The 16,835-nt window shown below is 45.2% G+C and carries 17 protein-coding genes; 5 read left to right on the top strand and 12 right to left on the bottom strand.

The genetic code is table 11. The features are described from left to right. Positions 1–49 precede the first annotated feature (49 nt). Positions 50–3,253, top strand: a complete 3,204-nt coding sequence (locus EP13_RS14520; protein WP_044057916.1) for a ligand-binding sensor domain-containing protein — start codon at positions 50–52, stop codon at positions 3,251–3,253. Between the two features lie 116 nt (positions 3,254–3,369). Then, complete coding sequence (locus EP13_RS14515) at positions 3,370–3,636, top strand: hypothetical protein (RefSeq protein ID WP_044057915.1); 267 nt, start codon at positions 3,370–3,372, stop codon at positions 3,634–3,636. A gap of 54 nt (positions 3,637–3,690) precedes the next feature. On the opposite strand, the gene nspC is transcribed toward EP13_RS14515, so the two are convergent. The 4 genes from nspC to EP13_RS14495 form a co-directional block, all read right to left on the bottom strand. Continuing rightward, positions 3,691–4,821 carry a carboxynorspermidine decarboxylase gene (gene nspC, locus EP13_RS14510; RefSeq protein ID WP_044059025.1) on the bottom strand — a complete coding sequence of 377 codons (1,131 nt, stop codon included), beginning with the start codon at positions 4,819–4,821 and terminating at the stop codon, positions 3,691–3,693. Between the two features lie 27 nt (positions 4,822–4,848). Then, on the bottom strand, positions 4,849–6,051 hold the full coding sequence (locus EP13_RS14505; protein WP_044057914.1) for a saccharopine dehydrogenase family protein: 1,203 nt from the start codon (positions 6,049–6,051) through the stop codon (positions 4,849–4,851). A gap of 145 nt (positions 6,052–6,196) precedes the next feature. Then, complete coding sequence (locus EP13_RS14500; RefSeq protein WP_044057913.1) at positions 6,197–6,607, bottom strand: hypothetical protein; 411 nt, start codon at positions 6,605–6,607, stop codon at positions 6,197–6,199. 126 nt (positions 6,608–6,733) lie between these two features. After that, a complete protein-coding gene (locus EP13_RS14495) occupies positions 6,734–7,627 on the bottom strand; it encodes a 1-aminocyclopropane-1-carboxylate deaminase/D-cysteine desulfhydrase (protein WP_044059024.1) in 894 nt (297 codons plus the stop codon). A 120-nt stretch (positions 7,628–7,747) separates the two neighbouring features. Here EP13_RS14495 and EP13_RS14490 point away from each other — a divergent pair, with 120 nt between their 5' ends. Both EP13_RS14490 and EP13_RS14485 read left to right on the top strand, forming a co-directional pair. Beyond that, entirely contained in the window at positions 7,748–8,296 is a 549-nt protein-coding gene (locus EP13_RS14490; protein ID WP_231497875.1) for a chalcone isomerase family protein, read from the top strand. A 7-nt stretch (positions 8,297–8,303) separates the two neighbouring features. After that, positions 8,304–8,852 carry a DUF3833 domain-containing protein gene (locus tag EP13_RS14485; protein WP_044057912.1) on the top strand — a complete coding sequence of 183 codons (549 nt, stop codon included), beginning with the start codon at positions 8,304–8,306 and terminating at the stop codon, positions 8,850–8,852. 7 nt (positions 8,853–8,859) lie between these two features. Here the strand turns inward: EP13_RS14485 and EP13_RS14480 are convergent, their stop codons facing one another. The 3 genes from EP13_RS14480 to aceK all read right to left on the bottom strand — a co-directional run bounded on the left by EP13_RS14480 (position 8,860) and on the right by aceK (position 12,763). Beyond that, the gene (locus tag EP13_RS14480) at positions 8,860–10,284 is read right to left on the bottom strand and encodes a sensor histidine kinase (RefSeq protein WP_044057911.1); all 1,425 of its coding nucleotides are present in this window, start codon (positions 10,282–10,284) and stop codon (positions 8,860–8,862) included. Further along, positions 10,281–10,961 carry a response regulator transcription factor gene (locus EP13_RS14475; RefSeq protein WP_044057910.1) on the bottom strand — a complete coding sequence of 227 codons (681 nt, stop codon included), beginning with the start codon at positions 10,959–10,961 and terminating at the stop codon, positions 10,281–10,283. Before EP13_RS14475 ends, EP13_RS14480 begins: the two co-directional genes overlap by 4 nt. Positions 10,962–11,053: 92 nt before the next feature. Then, a complete protein-coding gene (aceK, locus tag EP13_RS14470; RefSeq protein ID WP_044057909.1) occupies positions 11,054–12,763 on the bottom strand; it encodes a bifunctional isocitrate dehydrogenase kinase/phosphatase in 1,710 nt (569 codons plus the stop codon). 200 nt (positions 12,764–12,963) lie between these two features. Here aceK and EP13_RS14465 point away from each other — a divergent pair, with 200 nt between their 5' ends. After that, on the top strand, positions 12,964–13,350 hold the full coding sequence (locus tag EP13_RS14465) for a response regulator (protein WP_044057908.1): 387 nt from the start codon (positions 12,964–12,966) through the stop codon (positions 13,348–13,350). Positions 13,351–13,441: 91 nt separating this feature from the next. Here the strand turns inward: EP13_RS14465 and arsB are convergent, their stop codons facing one another. The 5 genes from arsB to EP13_RS14440 form a co-directional block, all read right to left on the bottom strand. Continuing rightward, a complete protein-coding gene (arsB, locus tag EP13_RS14460; protein ID WP_044057907.1) occupies positions 13,442–14,455 on the bottom strand; it encodes an ACR3 family arsenite efflux transporter in 1,014 nt (337 codons plus the stop codon). Positions 14,456–14,476: 21 nt separating this feature from the next. Continuing rightward, the gene (gene arsH, locus EP13_RS14455) at positions 14,477–15,196 is read right to left on the bottom strand and encodes an arsenical resistance protein ArsH (protein ID WP_044057906.1); all 720 of its coding nucleotides are present in this window, start codon (positions 15,194–15,196) and stop codon (positions 14,477–14,479) included. Beyond that, positions 15,196–15,678, bottom strand: a complete 483-nt coding sequence (locus EP13_RS14450) for an arsenate reductase ArsC (protein WP_044057905.1) — start codon at positions 15,676–15,678, stop codon at positions 15,196–15,198. The genes arsH and EP13_RS14450 overlap by 1 nt, the downstream gene beginning before the upstream one ends. A 44-nt stretch (positions 15,679–15,722) precedes the next feature. Then, positions 15,723–16,067, bottom strand: coding sequence for a metalloregulator ArsR/SmtB family transcription factor (locus EP13_RS14445; protein WP_044057904.1), 345 nt, complete (start codon positions 16,065–16,067; stop codon positions 15,723–15,725). 160 nt (positions 16,068–16,227) lie between these two features. Next, positions 16,228–16,746 carry a protein tyrosine phosphatase family protein gene (locus tag EP13_RS14440; protein WP_197035935.1) on the bottom strand — a complete coding sequence of 173 codons (519 nt, stop codon included), beginning with the start codon at positions 16,744–16,746 and terminating at the stop codon, positions 16,228–16,230. Positions 16,747–16,835 lie beyond the last annotated feature (89 nt).

The following is a 16,835-nucleotide window of genomic DNA, read 5'->3' as shown; positions in this document are numbered from 1 at the left end:
TGTTATCTCCATTAATTATAATAACAACGCGGCGTGTCGCTCTTTGCCTATGTACTACTTTGCAAAGCCTTTATCAGCAATTGTATTTGCTGCCTTTTTATTTTTTAGCTTCATAGGCTATGGCAGCGCTGAATCTCAGTGGTCTTGGCACCATGAGACCTTCACTAACTTTGGCCATCAGCAAGGGCTTCCTTTCGGGAAAATCACCGCAATTGAAGAAGATGCTCTTGGTTTTAGTTGGTTTCTCACTCAAAACGGAATGTACCGATACGATGGCAGTTCCTTCACAGCCGTGCCTGTGAAGGTAAACGGAAAAACCGTGTCTGTGCACAGTATTTCGACGTATATCCAGCGCCAATTTTTGTTAGTTACCTCATCTGGCCTGGTGCAATTTAATCCGCTTTCACGTGAAGCTCACTCCCTACATCTTCCTAACGCGCTCACGTCTATTTCTTATGCTATTTATTCGCCTTCATTACACAGTGTGTGGTTTACGCATAGCAACGGCATCAGCCGACTAGACACCGACACGTCTGCGCTGGAAACCTTTTCTTTAGTGAACCCGAATAAAACGGCCGAGCTGCGTATTTTTGATATGGTGGTGGATGAAGAAAATCGAACTTGGGTTGCGTCCAGTGATGGTCTTTACGTTAAAGCGCACGATGCGAATGACTTTAAAGCGGTAGACTTATCTCATCATCTGCCTCACTCTCAGCGAATCTCCACCCTCGGATTGGTGTCAAACGGTGAACTTTGGTTTGGCACGCCACGAGATGGGCTATTTCACATAGCTTCTGATGGTCGTGTTGCCAAAGTGTCGCTTCCTCTGTTTAACGGAGAATGGATTTTTGATATTGCCCAAGTGAGTGAAACACAGATTTGGATAGGCACCTTTGGGCAAGGAATACTTAGTTATTCCCTTAACTCAGGTGAGGTAAAGCGCATAACACACAATCGATTGTACGCAGAAAGTGTGATTAATGACGAAATATGGCAAATCTATGTTTCTCCTAAGGGCTATCTCTGGATTGCGACTAGCAACGGCGCCAGCTTATTTAATCCTCAGCAAGAAAGTATAAAGAGTATTTACGGTGATATAGGCGCTGTTAACGGCATCAGTGATCAGCACGTAAAAGCAATCGCCACTGAAACCAACAAAGTATGGTTGGGGCTAGCCAAAAATGGGGTGGATATTGCTCACCCCGATAGGGGAATTAACGAACATATTCCTGTGCAATCCGTAGAAAACCCAAATGCATTGCCGGTAGGAGCGATTGAAGCCATCGCCATTACACCACATCGAGGGGCATTAATAGGCAGTAATTGGGGCATTTACCAGTATCACGAAGGGGAGTTATCTAAGCTTTCTTTGCAAGTGCGTGATAGTAACGCGTATACAGGTACGTTGTTAGTTGTTGATCAAAAAACCTTTTTTGCTGGTGGCACCGATGGACTTTGGAAATTCACAAGGTCGAAAACAGGCGAGTTAAGTAATGAAAATCACATTGCCGATACGTTAACAGATAGACGCATTTCTGCGTTGGTGAGGTTGCGCAATGGTAACTTGGTGGTGGGCACGTGGAATGGGCTGAATTGGATAGACATTCAAGGTGGGTTGATTCGACAACTTACCCACGTTGAAACGAAAAATAAAGAGGTCAGAGTTGGGTTTATTTCAGATCTCTTAGTTGATGGAAATAACCAGCTATGGGTGGCTACCGAAGGCGAAGGGCTGATTGGCATCGATTTAGCCAACCCTAGCGCCCCAGCGGTTCATTTCAATCATTTAAACGGGCTTACCGACAATGTAGTAAGAAGCCTTCAAGCAGATAGCTATGGGCGAATTTGGGTAGGCAGCCGCGATGGGATCAGTGTTATCGAGGCAGGGCAGTCCCATGCAAGAGCCATACAGGGAAAAGATAAACGTTTGTTTGCCCCCTATTATCGCGGCGCGTCTGCGATACGAGACGATGGCATGTTGCTCATGGGTGGCAGTGGTGGCGTTACCCTCATCGACACCCACAAATTTGACGAAACTGACACTATTCACCCTGTGGTGTTCGCCTCTACGCAGGTGGGAGAGCGCGTATTGAGCCACCCGCTGCTAGGCCAAAGTGAAAGTACGCCAATACACGTACCCGCCAATGATAATAAGCTTCGCATTCACTTTACAAATTTAGATTACTTTCACGCCGCAACGTCACAATATCGCTACATGTTGAAGGGACTAGAGAACGACTGGAATTATTCTGAGCAGCATAATCGAATTGCAAGCTATACCCAGATTCCTCCTGGTGACTATCAATTTATTGTCCAGAACAGACCCACGCTATGGTCTCAATGGTCTCCATCAACGGCGAGTAATGTGGTGGTTTCACCATATTGGTATCAAACGTTGTGGGCAAAACTTGTTTATGTGGTCCTTGCTCTCAGTGCAATCGCTCTGCTTATTGCCTTGCGAACTCGCCGATTAAAGCAGCGAGAAGCGTACTTGCTGGAGCAAGTTAGGCTTAGAACGGAAAGCTTAGAGGCCACCTCTGAAAAATTGAAAGAGAAAAGTGATGCTCTGCTTAAAGCAAGTCATACCGACCCGCTCACCCAAGTGTATAACAGACGCTTCACTGAATCGGCAATGGAAAAAGATGGTAACAAGGCGATAGCGGATTACGAAAAGTCGCACTCAGCCACAGCCATTGAGGGCAGTGACATACTGTTTTTCCTTATTGATATCGATCACTTTAAAAAGGTGAACGATGTGTATGGTCATCACGTGGGCGATCAAATCCTTATAGAGGTAGCAAAACGCTTGAGCGATGTGGCACGTGAAGATGACTATGTGGTGCGTTGGGGTGGCGAGGAATTCCTTTTAGTGGTGCGGCATTCTTCTAGAGAGCGCAGTGCGACGATGGCGGCCAGTATTCAAAACTCCATCTCTTCTGTGCCAGTGCCCATTGAAAATGGCGACCCTATTCATGTTACTTGTACCCTGGGGAGCGTGCCCTTCCCACTGTGCCCAGCGTTTCCGAATCAATGGTCTTGGCTTGAAACCATTACGCTTGCGGACAAGGCCTTATATACTGGAAAAGCGGTGGGACGCGACGTGTGGGTAGACGTATCCGTGGCTAATACCTACAAACCGCCTATACCAAGCAGTTGCGAATTGCCGCCGTTAAGTGCGCTGTCACTAAGCAGTAACGCGAATGGTACTGTATTACGGCAAGTATGGTTAGTGACCCACAACGATTTAGATTAAGCGGCATTATGAGTGACTCATACCTTATGGCGAATGATTTGGCGATCCTGAATGGGTTGGCAAAGGTACTAGGATCGTAATGATCAGTTTCTTTGCCAGCAAAAAGGAGAAGACCAATGAAAGACAGTATATTGAAAATTGAGATAGCCCAAGGCAATTGGTTGGTCGATGTGTTCAGCCAAACTGCAGATACAGGTGTATACGATCTTATTTCTCCGTCTAAAGAAACCACGGTTCGTTTGCGAGAAGAAGAAATATACGGGTTCAAATACAATATAACGGCCCCGAATAAAACGGCCTTTAAACTCTATCTGGATGATACGGTGATTGCCGAAGGCCAAGTGGGCAGTGAGGGAGCAGTTAGCGGCCGTGGCGTTATTTAGCGTTGTTAGCACCATGCTACACATCACAAGATGAGTAGCATGGTGTTTAATGATTTACGATAAACGACCTTTGAAGTCGCTATAATCGAATTCTCTTACCAGCTCAAACTCGCCATTAGCGCGCAATATGCCAATCGCTGGGTGCTCTACGCCATTGAAAAAAGTGGTTTTTACCATGGTGTAGTGCATCATGTCTTCAAATTGAACACGCTGACCGGGTTTTAATGGCGCATCAAAAGAATAACTATCGATGACGTCTCCAGCTAAACACGAGTTACCCCCTAACTTGACGTCGTAGGCTTTTTCGCCAGGAAAACTTCCGTGCAACACGGTAGGCCGATACGGCATTTCCAACACATCAGGCATATGGGCAGTGGCAGAAATATCTAAAATAGCGATATCGCCATCATTGTTCACCACATCTACCACTTCTGAAATAAGCGGGCCAGTTTGCCAGGCCACAGCGGAGCCCGGCTCTAAAATAACATCCAAATTAGGGTAACGCTGCTTAAAGTCTTTGAGGGTGTTAATGAGGTGGACAACATCGTAGTCTTCACTGGTCATTAGATGCCCGCCACCCAGGTTTAGCCACTTTAGTTCGGGCAACCACTTGCCAAAGCGAGCCTCAATGGCTCGCAATGTTCGTTCGGTGGCGAAAGAATCACACTCACACAAGTTGTGGCAGTGAAAGCCTTCAATTTCCGAAAGGTCTTCACCCTCAAGCTCTATGGCGCGGATACCTAAGCGTGAACCTGGCGCTGCTGGATCGTAAAGAGGGGTGTCAGCTTCCTGATGTTCCGGGTTAATACGTAAACCCAAAGAAACATTCGCAAGCGTCTCTTTATGCTGCTGCCACTGAGACAAACTATTAAACGACAAATGATGAACCAACCCCGCTAACGCTTCGGCATCTGCCTTTTTATAGGCGGGTGAATAAGCATGAACTTCTTTGCCCATTTCTGCGGCCAACTTAGCTTCCCATACCGAGCTTGCGGTAGCGCCTTGCAAATAGTCTTTGATAATGTCGAAGCACGACCACATAGAGAACCCTTTGAGCGCTAAAATAATGCGCGCGCCAGATTCGTCTTGGACGCGTTTCATCAAGGTTAAATTCTTGATAAGTTTGGCTTCTTCTAGAACATAGCAAGGAGAAGGAATATCTGTTCGATTTGTTAAATCTGTCAACTTAGGTTGCTCCACTAAAGCGTGACCCTATTTTTTAAATGGGCTTTCTTCACATTCAATGACGTGCCATGGCAAGCCATGTTCGTTAAGCATTTCCATGAACGGGTCTGGATCGAATTGCTCCATGTTCCAAACGCCTGGCTGCTTCCATGTACCATTGAGCATAAGCGCCGCTCCAATCATGGCAGGCACACCTGTGGTGTAAGATACCGCTTGTGCACCTACTTCATCATTGCACTTCGCATGATCGCAGTTGTTATAAATGAAGATGGTTTTCTCTTTACCGTCTTTAATACCGGTAATGTAGGTGCCTATACATGTCATTCCTGTGTAACCTTCAGCAAGTGAGCCTGGGTTAGGCAACACAGCTTTTAGGAATTCAAGAGGAACGATTTTTTGGCCCTGAAATTCAACCGGCTCGATGCTGGTCATACCTACGCCTTCTAGCACGCGAAGGTGTGTTAGGTAAGCATCACCAAATGTCATCCAAAAACGCGCGCGTTTCAATGTTGGGAAATGTTTCACCAAAGATTCCAGCTCTTCATGGAACATTAAATAAGACGCACGTACGCCGATATTTTGATAGTCCAAATCTTCTCTAACGCTGAGCGGGTCGGTTTCCTTCCATTCACCATTTTCCCAAAAACGACCACGTTGGGTAATTTCACGGATGTTGATTTCTGGGTTGAAGTTAGTGGCAAAGGCCTGACCGTGATCACCACCGTTGCAATCCACAATATCAAGGTAGTGCACTTCGTCAAAATAATGTTTTGCAGCATACGCGGTATAAACGTTCGTCACACCAGGATCGAAGCCACTGCCTAACAGCGCCATAATACCAGCGTCTTTAAACTTATCCTGATACGCCCATTGCCAAGAGTATTCAAATTTAGCTTCGTCTTTGGGTTCGTAATTGGCGGTATCAAGGTAGTCTGTGCCAGTGGCGAGACAGGCATCCATAATGGGAAGGTCTTGATAAGGCAATGCCAAATTGATAACGAGGTCAGGCTTAACATCATTGATGAGCGCTTCCACTTCTTTTGCATTGTCAGCATCAAGCGCAAATACGCCTTTTACGCGATCTTCACCCACTTCTTTCTGTAAAGCTTCACACTTAGATACCGTGCGGCTGGCTAAGTAAATTTCGTCGAAATGCGCAGGTAAGCGGGCGCATTTTTTGACAGTAACAGAGGCGACACCGCCAGCACCAATAATGAGAACGCGAGACATAATAATGTTTCCCTAATTAAGCGTAATGAATTTGCGCTGAATGCTAGCAGACCGAACCAAATTGGCAAGCAAAGACAGCAATGGTAGAGATAAAAATTTTAATCGTGATAACAACAAAAACCAACTCTTGGGTTGCGGAGGTGGTTTATTCGGATTTTGTGCTGATAGGGGGAGATATAACGATCTTTTCGCCTACACGATAATACGGGTAAAGAAGCAAACCTTCTTCATCGTTTGGGCTGGCGGTATTGATGGCGATAGCATCCATCGATTTGTTCTTCCGCGTTTGAACGGTGGCTGCGTAAACCAGTATGCTATAGCTATTGGAATCTGTGGTGGTGTCGATAATTCGCCATTGCAATTGCTCTATCAGTTGGCTTTCATTCGTACGCTCTTCGTTTTCGTCAGTGAATAAGCAGCCTACCTTGCCATTTTCGTAGATGGCGGCAAACGGATAGAAGGCTTGGTTGTTTAACAAGATTAACTCGCACAAGTTTAACGCGCGAGAGACTAATATGGTTAGTGGCGTTGGCAGTGTGACAGGCCCTTCAATCATATTTGTCTCCTTTTTGACAGTAGGACGTTTCAATAAACGTCAAAATAATCATACCCTGTTATGATTCGTTTAAATATTAATCAATAGTCTTGATATTAGGTTAAACGAATGCAGAGGCGGAGAAGATCAGTTGCCTTTGGGTCGGGCGCCTTGCAAGCCTCCTGTGTGCAAAATCACAATGCGCTCCCCCTTCCTAAAGGCCCCTTCCCGTAATAACTGTTGTAGCGCATAAAACACTTTGCCAGAATAAACAGGCTCAATGGCAAAGGGCATACTCGTATTGAATTGCGCACAAAATGTCTTGAGATACCGGGGTTGCTTTGCGTAGCCTCCGCAATGAAAGTCATGGGTAATGCGCCAATTCATTTCATGGTCTAAAAACTGTGACACCAAAGACTCCAAATACCCTTCGCCTTTTAATACACCAATCCCCAGCGCGTGTTGAGTAGGGGCAAGTCCCTTGACGATTCCTGCGAGTGTGGCGCCACTAGCAACAGGGGCGATAATGGTATCGAAGGGATGGTCTATTTCATCAATGAGTTCCGATAGACCAAACAGCGCATCAGATTGACTTCCGCCTTCAGGCACAATAAGACAGTTAGGAAATTGTGCATTCAACTGGGCTAAATACCTTTTTTCATGACGTTTTTGGTAGGTGTCCTTATTCACATAGTGCAGGTTTGCGTGCCAGTGTAGTAAGTCATTTAACATGGGCGACTCATTCCCTTCATAGTTGCCTCTGACGATGGCATGAAAAGGTAGGCCTAACGTATGACAGACAAAGCCGAGAGCATGCAGGTGATTGGAAAAACCTCCGCCGAAACTCACAATGCTTTCAACCGTAGGTGGGAGATTTTCAATCGTGTATTTTAGTTTTCGCCACTTATTGCCAGAAACCACAGGGTGTATAGCGTCATCGCGTTTAACCATCATAGTGACGTTTGAAGCACCTTCCCAAGGCGGGGTAAAGGGGATAAGGGGGGAGGGCAATTGGGGCTGAAAAGCGGACAAAATGATGATGGTCTCCACGTGCTGAAAATGATCAATGTGCTACAGCGAGAAGTATAACTAGGTTGGGTGTAAGAACAAACTATCAAACCAATACACGTAAAAAAGACAAAATTACAAGAGACTCATGACATGAAAAAACTTCAGGTAACTGTTTGGGTAAGCACAATGTTGGTCTTTAATTGGCTGCATGTACCGAGCGTTAACGCCCGTGAAGACGTGCCCGCCACGGTAACAAATGCCGTGCCCCAAGCTGAAATCGTGGGCTCTCAACGCTTTACTTACTATTTCTGGGATGTTTATACCGCCACTTTATTTGCGCCTGAAGGCAAGTGGACACCCAACAAACCTTTCGCCCTTAAATTGGATTATGTCCGCAATTTAAAGGGCAAAAAAATTGCTCAGCGCTCTATTGATGAAATGCGGCAACAGGGCATTAGTGATGAGGAAAAACTCAATGAATGGATGTCACAAATGGACGATATTTTTCCAGATGTGGACGAGGGTGACACCTTGACGGGGGTAGCAACAGAAAGTAGACACTCGGCTTTTTATTTTAATGGCCGCCTAGTCGGCACCATTGAAGATGAAGATTTTACCAGGCACTTTTTTAACATCTGGCTAGGAGAAAAAACCTCAGAGCCTGAGTTTAGACACGCCTTATTGAATAACAATAATTGAGGTTAATATGAATAAAATAATCATAATGTTGGGCGCAGGTATTCTTGTTTGCGCGGGTGTGTTGAGTGGTTGCAGTGTGTCGGTGGACGGAGCCGACTATGAAGACATTCGTCCAGTGTTTAATTTAGAACGCTTTTTCGACGGTAAAGTTACTGCATGGGGCATTGTACAAAATCGTTCTGGCGAAGTGGTGCAGCGCTTTATTGTTGATATTGAGGGTAAGCGCACAAACACAGGCGTCATATTAGATGAAACCTTCACTTACGGTGTAGGCGAGGGGCCCTCTAGCCGCACGTGGGTCATTGAAAAGCAAAGTGATGGCACCTATGCAGGCCGAGCAGGGGATATTAAAGGGGAAGCGTTAGGGACGTCTTTTGGAAATGCGTTTAACTTCCACTACCAAATGGATTTGCCCGTGGGTGATAGCGAGTACGAAGTCACGTTTGATGATTGGTTCTGGGCCTTCGACGACACCGCAATGATGAATCGCTCGTACATTAGAAAATTTGGCGTGGTGATGGCCGAAGTGACCATTTTTATGCAAAAGCAACCTTAGCGCTTATTCAGCTACCGGAAGAGCGGGGAAAGCTGAATACGACCCCCAGCCCATGACCCTGCATCATAGGGTCGTGGATAAACCACAAATGGCCATCGTGCATGCTTACAATGGCTGAAACAAGAGAAAGACCCAGACCATTTCCTTGTGTGGAACGGCTGTCATCCGCCCTGAAAAATCGCCGTTCTAAGTGTGGGATATCATCCGCTTTCACACCCGGCCCATTATCATTAATTAATAACGCAATACGTGAGGGCGTGCAGGTTAACTGTACCGTGACCGTGCCTCCTGAGGGCGTGTATTTTACGGCGTTATCGAGTACATTCGCAATGGCTTGAAACAGCAGATTAGGGTCGGCAAATAAGGAAACTTCGGTTAACTGATCAATCAACTTGAGGTGGTGTTCCTCCGCAAAAGGGTGATACAAGTCGATCACGTCCACGGTGATATCTTTCAACGAAACCATACAAAAGCCTTCTTTCTTACGGGCAGACTCCAAACCACTAATACGCAGTAAACTGTTAAACATATTCAGTAAGTTGTCGGCTTCTGCAATGGTGTCATCTCTGAGTGAGGGGTCATCAATTTTTTGCAGTGAATTTCTGAGTCGCGCCAAAGGGGTTCGCAAGTCATGAGCAATACTATCGCTCACAGATTTTATGTTGTTCACTGAGTTTTCTATGGTATCGAGCATTTGGTTAAACACCACGGAAAGCCGACTCAAGTCATCCCAGTTGCTGTCGATTTCGAGCCGTTCTTGTAAGCTGCCTGTGCGGATGATGTTATCTGCCGTTTGTGACATGCGGTTTATTCGTTTAACCACGTATGAAGCCACAGCAAAGCTAATCATTCCAAGCACGCTAAGTAACACCACAATTACCCAACTGAAGGTTTTACCTAACCATTGTGCGCTATACAAATCATGAATATTACGGCCAATAAAGAGGCGATTGTCACCAAGTTGAATACGTTTAAATAGCACCTTATGGGTGAAGGGTAAGGGCGATGAATGAGGGGGATTGGCGGCATTAATGATAGGCGTGGCTGTAATAAGTGCTGTTTGCGTATCATCTTGCCCGTCGTTCCCCATGGTTTGAACGCTTTCAATGTACGGCCAAGAGGTAACATTGCCACCTAACAGTTCACCAGAAGATGCTTGCAACGCGACAATGGTATCGTCACTGATAGACCACTGCGCAAGCCCTCGTTCACTCATGGCGCGAACGACGCCTTCTACGCCTTGGTATTCATAAACCATGGCGTAAGCGTACGCCTCAGCATTAACCGCGGCTTTTGCTTCACGAAGGAATACATCGCTACTGGCGATGCGCCAGAAGTAAACAATAAATATGATGGCTGCGACGGCTAATGACGTAAGCAGGGCACCCACCCGAAAGCTAGAGCTTCGGGTAAAGTTACCAATTGCAATCACGCAAGCATATCCGAAATTCGGTAGCCCGTGCCGCGAACGGTTTCTATAACCGGTACATTAAACACCTTATCTACCTTCTGTCTTAATCGACTAATATGTACATCAATCACATTCGTTTGCGGGTCGAAATGGTAATTCCATACTTGTTCTAACAACATACTACGGGTAACCACCTTTCCTTTGTGCCGCAATAAACATTCAAGCAATTGAAACTCTTTCGACTGCAAATCAATTTCAGTTTCACCGCGCAATACTTTGCGGTTAACCAAGTCGAGAGTGAGATCGCCTACCTTTATGGTTGTTTTGTCTTGCGACGTTTGTGCCCGACCACCTAAGCCTTCGGCTCTTGCCAAAAGCTCTTCAAATGCAAAAGGTTTGGTGAGGTAATCATTGGCACCTGTACGCAACCCTTTCACCTTGTCGTCCACTTCACTTTTCGCGCTTAGTAAAAGAACGGGGGTGTTTATTTTTTTGCTTCTAAGCTGCTCTAAAACAGAAAATCCATCTAGCAATGGCAGCATAATATCTAAAATAATCACATCGGCGTTGGTCGATAACGCTAATGCTAAACCTGTACTACCGTCATTGGCAGACACACATTCATGTCCCGCGCTGATCAATCCCTTTTCAATATCTGCGCAAACTCTAGGATCATCTTCTACTAGTAACACTCTCATGATGGCAGCTTCTTGTATATAAGGTTGGAAATATATCTACTACTAATACTGGTCAAACATCCCAATTCGATCACTTTGCCCCCCTAGGCTAATCAACGCGTAAAGCGCACGTTAGCGTTGTAAGGCGTGAAGTGTTGAACGTCGCCCTTAGCACATTTTCTTTGTACCTCACGCCAATATTCGGAAGTCATCAAATCGCCATGCAACGCCTTGAGAATGTCTTTAAGCTTGCGTTTTCCAACAATAAAGTGCTCAAACTGTTCTGGAAATACATCATTGGGTGCCACTGACAGCGTATCAAGGGCGTAGGGGTCATCAGATTTTGGTATGTCTCTAAAATTGCGCTCATGCATTAAACAAATTTCATCATAGTCGTAAAAGATCACCCTGCCATGGCGGGTGATGCCGAAATTTTTATGCAGCATGTCACCGGGGAAGATATTCGCCATGGCAATTTGCTTGATGCATAAGCCTAGCTCATTGAGCGCATTTTTTATTTTGTCTTCATCGGTTTCTTGCTGAAGATATAAATTTAAAGGCGTCATTTTCCGTTCAATGTAGAGATGGTTAATAATCAGTTCGTCTTCAGTGAAGGTTAAACTCGATGCGCAGGTGGCTTTCAATTCTTCAATTAAAGCTGGATCAATACGGTTTAAAGGGAAGCGAAAATTAACGTATTCATGAGTATCGGCCATGCGCCCCACGCGGTCTGACATTTTCACTAGCTTGTAGCATTCTTTCACATGGTCACGGGTGATTTTTTTACTTTCTGCAAATTCATCTTTAATGATTTTAAACACGACGCCATAGGAAGGAAGGTGAAAAACCATCATCACCAAGCCGCGTATTCCTGGCGCGGCTTCGAATTTATCGGTGGTGGACGACATATGCTCTAAGAAATTTCGATAGAACACGGTCTTACCATGTTTATAATGGCCTAAGGCCATGTAAAGTTCGAAATGCTTCTTATTGGGTAGCAATTCTTGAAGGAAAGCGGCGACCTCCGCAGGGTGTTGAGTGTCGGCCATAAAATAACTGCGTGCAAAACCAAAGATTACGCTTAAGTCTTTTCTGTCTGTTAACAGGGCATCCACGAACAACATGCGCTTATCACTGCGCTGCAGTGAAATAACGAAAGGCAGGCTTTCCTCTGGCATGCAGATCTTCCCAATTAAATAGGCCGCCTTACCTCGGAAAAAAGTCGGTTTTAGTATTTCTACGGTATGTACCGAAGCCAGCTGCTCAGTAGTTAGCCGTTGTCTAAGCGCCGCCTCTAAATTCGCCATGTCCCTTTGGTAATCTTCAAATGGAATGTTATAGCGGTAAATTTTAAAAATAGAGGTATACATTTCATTCACGGTGGTAGTGGTATCAAAGCTATGCACCACCTTATGTCTGTCTTGACCTGGTAAAAAGCACCGACTTGGCAGCACAAACATCATGGCGTTTTCTATTTTGCGGTGTTTAAACAAACGCCCAATGACTGAATTGTAAAATGTTTCTGCAAGCTCAAATTGTGGGTGGCCTTCAAGATGTATGGCAAAAGCCTTTTTTAGCGCCTGCCAAAATTGCTCATCTTTTTTATGAACGGCGATGAGGTGGTAAATCTCTGCAACCGCATCTGATAAGCTTTGTTCGTATATAGTGATGCGTTCTTTTGAAGCGTGAAGGGTTTCTTGCCATTGCCCTTGTTCAAACCGTTCTTGGGCTCCACGTGTTATGCGTGTAAACCAGCGATAGCTTTTATCGAAGTGAGACAAAATAAGGTAAGCCACTTTTTTAGCGACCAGTGAATCTTGCATATTGAAACCTTAATTTAGGTGTATAAGCGCTGTTATTTTTATTTTAAATGACTGCATTTCTTGCACATTACCAGTAAACGCCAGACAAAAGGGATAGAAAAATTCGCAGAAAGCATTTTTTTATACTTTTGTTTAATATACTCTACAGAATAGCCAAGTGGTGTTTATATTAATTACCGGTATAAAAGAAGAGTACTCCCATGGGGTTTAACATTTTAATTTGTGACGATTCTGCGTTAGCAAGAAAAATTGCCCGTAGGAATTTACCATCAGAGTTAGCGGCAAATATTTTTGAAGCTTCAAATGGTATGGACGCACTCGAGGTGCTAGCCCATCAACGGGTAGATTTAGTTTTACTCGATTTAACCATGCCAGTATTAGACGGTATTGCAGTGCTAGAGCAGATTAAAGCGAGAAAAATTGAAACTTTCGTCATCGTCATTTCAGGCGACATTCAGCCCTTTATGCAAAAACGTGTGATGGAATTAGGCGCGTTAGGTTTTATCGGTAAGCCGCTACAAGTCAAACCGCTAGAAGATTTACTCACCCGATATGGTTTTTTGTTGCCTAGCACCCTCGTGGGTTAGCTAACGGGGATAACGACCAGCATTAAATACAAAAAAAGGGCTAACTTGCGTTAGCCCTTTTTTATTGCCCTTTTTGACTAGGACGAAGGTATTAGTTGAACCAGTGTCGTGTTCTATTTGCAAACCATACTAAAGATAGCATGACAGGCACTTCTACAAGGACACCCACTACGGTGGCTAACGCAGCACCACTGTGCAAACCAAATAATGAAATGGCGACGGCTACCGCTAACTCAAAGAAATTCGAAGTACCAATCATACACGCCGGCGCCGCCACATTATGGGGCAGCTTGAGTTGCTTTGCTGCAAAGTAAGCAATAGCAAATATTCCGTAGGTTTGTATAAGCAGAGGAATCGCAATTAAGACAATATCTTGTGGTTGAGCCAAAATGGTTTCAGCCTGAAATCCAAACAACAGGATAATGGTAACCAGCAAGCCAAGCACGGAATAAGGTTTGAAACGCTCAATCAGTGCCGACACGGCTTGACTTCCCTTTTTCTCAATGCGTTGACGGGTGATAACGCCGGCCACCAAGGGCAAAACCACATACAATACTACCGACAGAAGCAGGGTGTCCCATGGCACCGTAATATCGGTTACGCCCAGCAGCAAGCCGGTAATAGGGGCAAAGGCCACCACCATGATTAAGTCGTTAATCGATACCTGCACAAGGGTGTAATTGGCATCGCCCTTAGTCAGGTGACTCCACACAAACACCATGGCTGTGCAAGGTGCAACGCCCAATAAAATCATCCCCGCAATGTATTCCGTCGCAGTTTGGGGGTCTACCCAATCGGCAAAAATACCCTTGAAGAATAACCAGCCAAGTAACGCCATAGTGAAGGGTTTAATTAGCCAGTTTATGACCAATGTAAGCAGTAGGCCTTTCGGCTTTTTACCGACATCTTTAATAGACGAGAAGTCTATTTGTATCATCATAGGGTAAATCATTAACCAAATGAGTACGGCCACCACGAGATTGACATGCGCATATTCTAGTGCTGCAATGCCGGCGAACACGTTTGGAAAAAAGCTGCCTAAAGCCACACCTGCAATAATGCATAAACCTACCCATACTGATAGGTAACGTTCAAAGAACCCCATTTTCTTATCCTTTTAAACTTGTTAAAGCGATTTCTGATTAACGCGTTTACTGACTTCTTCCGCACTTTCCACCCGCTCAGAGTAGCGGTCTACAAGAAAAGCTTTGTTGTCACGGGTCAGCAGAGTGAATTTAACCAACTCCTCGACCACATCTACGATGCGGTGGTAGTAGGGTGATGGCTTCATTCGCCCATCGTCATCAAATTCTAGAAATGCTTTGGCAACCGACGATTGGTTAGGAATGGTGAGCATACGCATCCATCGGCCTAAAATTCGCATTTGATTAACAGCATTAAATGACTGAGAGCCGCCACACACTTGCATAAGGGCAAGGGTTTTTCCCTGTGTAGGACGCACGCCGCCCAAACTTAGAGGCACCCAATCAATGATACTTTTCATGATTCCCGTGATACTGCCGTGACGTTCTGGAGAGCACCAGATTTGCCCTTCAGACCACATCATTAGTTCTCTTAATTCTTTAACTTTTGGGTGGTTTTCGTCTTCTGTATCCGGTTGCGGAAGGCCACGAGGATCGAAGATTTTCGCTTCAGCGCCAAAGTAATCTAAAAGGCGTGCTGATTCTTCAATCACTAGACGGCTATATGAACGGTCACGAAGCGACCCATACAACAACAAGATTTTGGGTTTGCTCTCAGAAAACTGAGAGGCAAAGTCAGCCATCTCTGGTTTGTGCATCAAGGTCATATCTAAGTTAGTTGAAGGAACCGGTGTTTCACTCATTACTTTGCTCCGAGGTCGGCCAGTGCCGCTTTGAGTTCATCGCCGCTTAACCCTTTCTCTGCAATTTGTGCCAATGCGGCTACACGACCTTCAATAATGTCTATGGTGTTATTGAATGCGGCCGCTTTATCTTCTTCAGAGCCCTCTAGCTTAGATGGGTCTTCCAGTCCCCAATGCACTTTGAGTGACTGTCCAAAGTAAACGGGGCAGGCTTCGCCTGCGGCAGAGTCACACACTGTCACGACAATATCTGCCTGGTAATCTTCAAATTCATCCCATGACTGGCTCTTTAGGCCATCAGTGCTATAACCGCGTTCACGGAGATACTTTAACGATAAAGGGTGTACCTCACCTACAGGAGAACTACCAGCGCTCTTGGCCTCTAGCTTGCTACTGCCCTTGTGACTATCACTGCCGTTGGTAATGGCTTCACAAAGAATGCTACGACAGCGGTTGTGAGTACAGATGTATAAAATTTTCACGAAAAGTACGCTCCTAGAATTAGCGATGGATGATAAGTAAATGCTTAACAGTTTCCGGTTTTCAAATTCGCTCGTGCCTGAGCAACGAACTCAACATTGTGTTTAGCCGTATTGTGGATTACGTCAGACGCCCAGCCAGGAAGGTCTGGGTGTAAACGGTAGTAAACCCACTTGCCTTTCCTTTCGTCGAGGACAAGGCCACATTTTCTGAGATCGGCGAGGTGGCGCGATATTTTTGGCTGGCTTATGTCCAGTGCTGTGGTGAGATCGCACACACACAGTGACGTGTGCTCACTAAGCAAAAGTAGCGTTTTTAACCGTGTGTCCTCTGACAAACATTTAAAAAATGAAAGCGGAGAAAGGGCACTGCAGTTGGTTTCAGTATTCATGGCTACACCTATCGACATGCAAAAGACGATTATGCACCTGTATTTTGACGAACAAGTTACATATCTAGTATTTCATATGTGTTAAATCATATATGAAAATTCGTATGTGTCAACAAGGAACATGGCAAGAGTTTAATCATGGACCATGAAAAAGGAGCGGCTATTGGTTCTGGGCGTCTAAATTGGGTTCTACCGTGGTGACAATGCGTGTTTGATTGGCCGCGCTATGATGCTCGATAACCTTATTCATAAACGCAAACCACGTTGAATTGGGTTGCCAAATGGCAAGTAGGTCTTGTTTCGCTGTTTTTTCATCTTCCGATAATACTGTGATGCGATACAAATAAGTGAAGACGGCACCTCGCCAATTGAGCTTGCAGTGGGTGAGTACTTTACCTTCCTCAGGGCGATGCAGTGACATATACGCGGAGTAGTTTAAAAAGTCACTCACTTGTGGGTTTGTCCAGGCGACGGGGATATTGTGATACTGCATCCCCAGTTCATTAACGATGCTGATTTCTTCACTTCTGTTTCCAGGAATAAGGTCGATAACCCGCACCACGCCTTCCTGCTTTAATAACAGTAAATGAGCAGGTGATGGTAGACCCGAACTTAGCATTGTATTCGAGTTTGTTTGGAAGTTAGTGAGTGAATCTAGTGTGGTGGGAGTATTATCCATGGCTGGGCTGCTTGTGTCTTGCGCCGAGTAAGCAGGCAAGTTTACGAAAACATTAACGTACGAAGCAGCGGAACTCGCTTTTGTTAAGG

The organism is Alteromonas australica, from assembly GCF_000730385.1.
Classification (GTDB): domain Bacteria; phylum Pseudomonadota; class Gammaproteobacteria; order Enterobacterales; family Alteromonadaceae; genus Alteromonas; species Alteromonas australica.
The sequence above is the reverse complement of the archived record's forward strand: the minus strand, read 5'-3'. Positions and strand labels throughout refer to the sequence as shown.

What these genes read in the sequence shown, in the direction of transcription:
- EP13_RS14520 (WP_044057916.1), top strand. Translation starts at nt 50, where the DNA reads ATGTACTACTTTGCAAAGCCTTTATCAGCAATTGTATTTGCTGCCTTT.
- EP13_RS14445 (WP_044057904.1), bottom strand. Translation starts at nt 16,067, where the DNA reads ATGAATACTGAAACCAACTGCAGTGCCCTTTCTCCGCTTTCATTTTTT.
- arsB (WP_044057907.1), bottom strand. Translation starts at nt 14,455, where the DNA reads ATGGGGTTCTTTGAACGTTACCTATCAGTATGGGTAGGTTTATGCATT.
- EP13_RS14465 (WP_044057908.1), top strand. Translation starts at nt 12,964, where the DNA reads ATGGGGTTTAACATTTTAATTTGTGACGATTCTGCGTTAGCAAGAAAA.
- EP13_RS14500 (WP_044057913.1), bottom strand. Translation starts at nt 6,607, where the DNA reads ATGATTGAAGGGCCTGTCACACTGCCAACGCCACTAACCATATTAGTC.
- EP13_RS14505 (WP_044057914.1), bottom strand. Translation starts at nt 6,051, where the DNA reads ATGTCTCGCGTTCTCATTATTGGTGCTGGCGGTGTCGCCTCTGTTACT.
- arsH (WP_044057906.1), bottom strand. Translation starts at nt 15,196, where the DNA reads ATGAGTGAAACACCGGTTCCTTCAACTAACTTAGATATGACCTTGATG.
- EP13_RS14490 (WP_231497875.1), top strand. Translation starts at nt 7,748, where the DNA reads ATGAAAAAACTTCAGGTAACTGTTTGGGTAAGCACAATGTTGGTCTTT.
- EP13_RS14440 (WP_197035935.1), bottom strand. Translation starts at nt 16,746, where the DNA reads ATGGATAATACTCCCACCACACTAGATTCACTCACTAACTTCCAAACA.
- EP13_RS14515 (WP_044057915.1), top strand. Translation starts at nt 3,370, where the DNA reads ATGAAAGACAGTATATTGAAAATTGAGATAGCCCAAGGCAATTGGTTG.
- EP13_RS14475 (WP_044057910.1), bottom strand. Translation starts at nt 10,961, where the DNA reads ATGAGAGTGTTACTAGTAGAAGATGATCCTAGAGTTTGCGCAGATATT.
- aceK (WP_044057909.1), bottom strand. Translation starts at nt 12,763, where the DNA reads ATGCAAGATTCACTGGTCGCTAAAAAAGTGGCTTACCTTATTTTGTCT.
- EP13_RS14485 (WP_044057912.1), top strand. Translation starts at nt 8,304, where the DNA reads ATGAATAAAATAATCATAATGTTGGGCGCAGGTATTCTTGTTTGCGCG.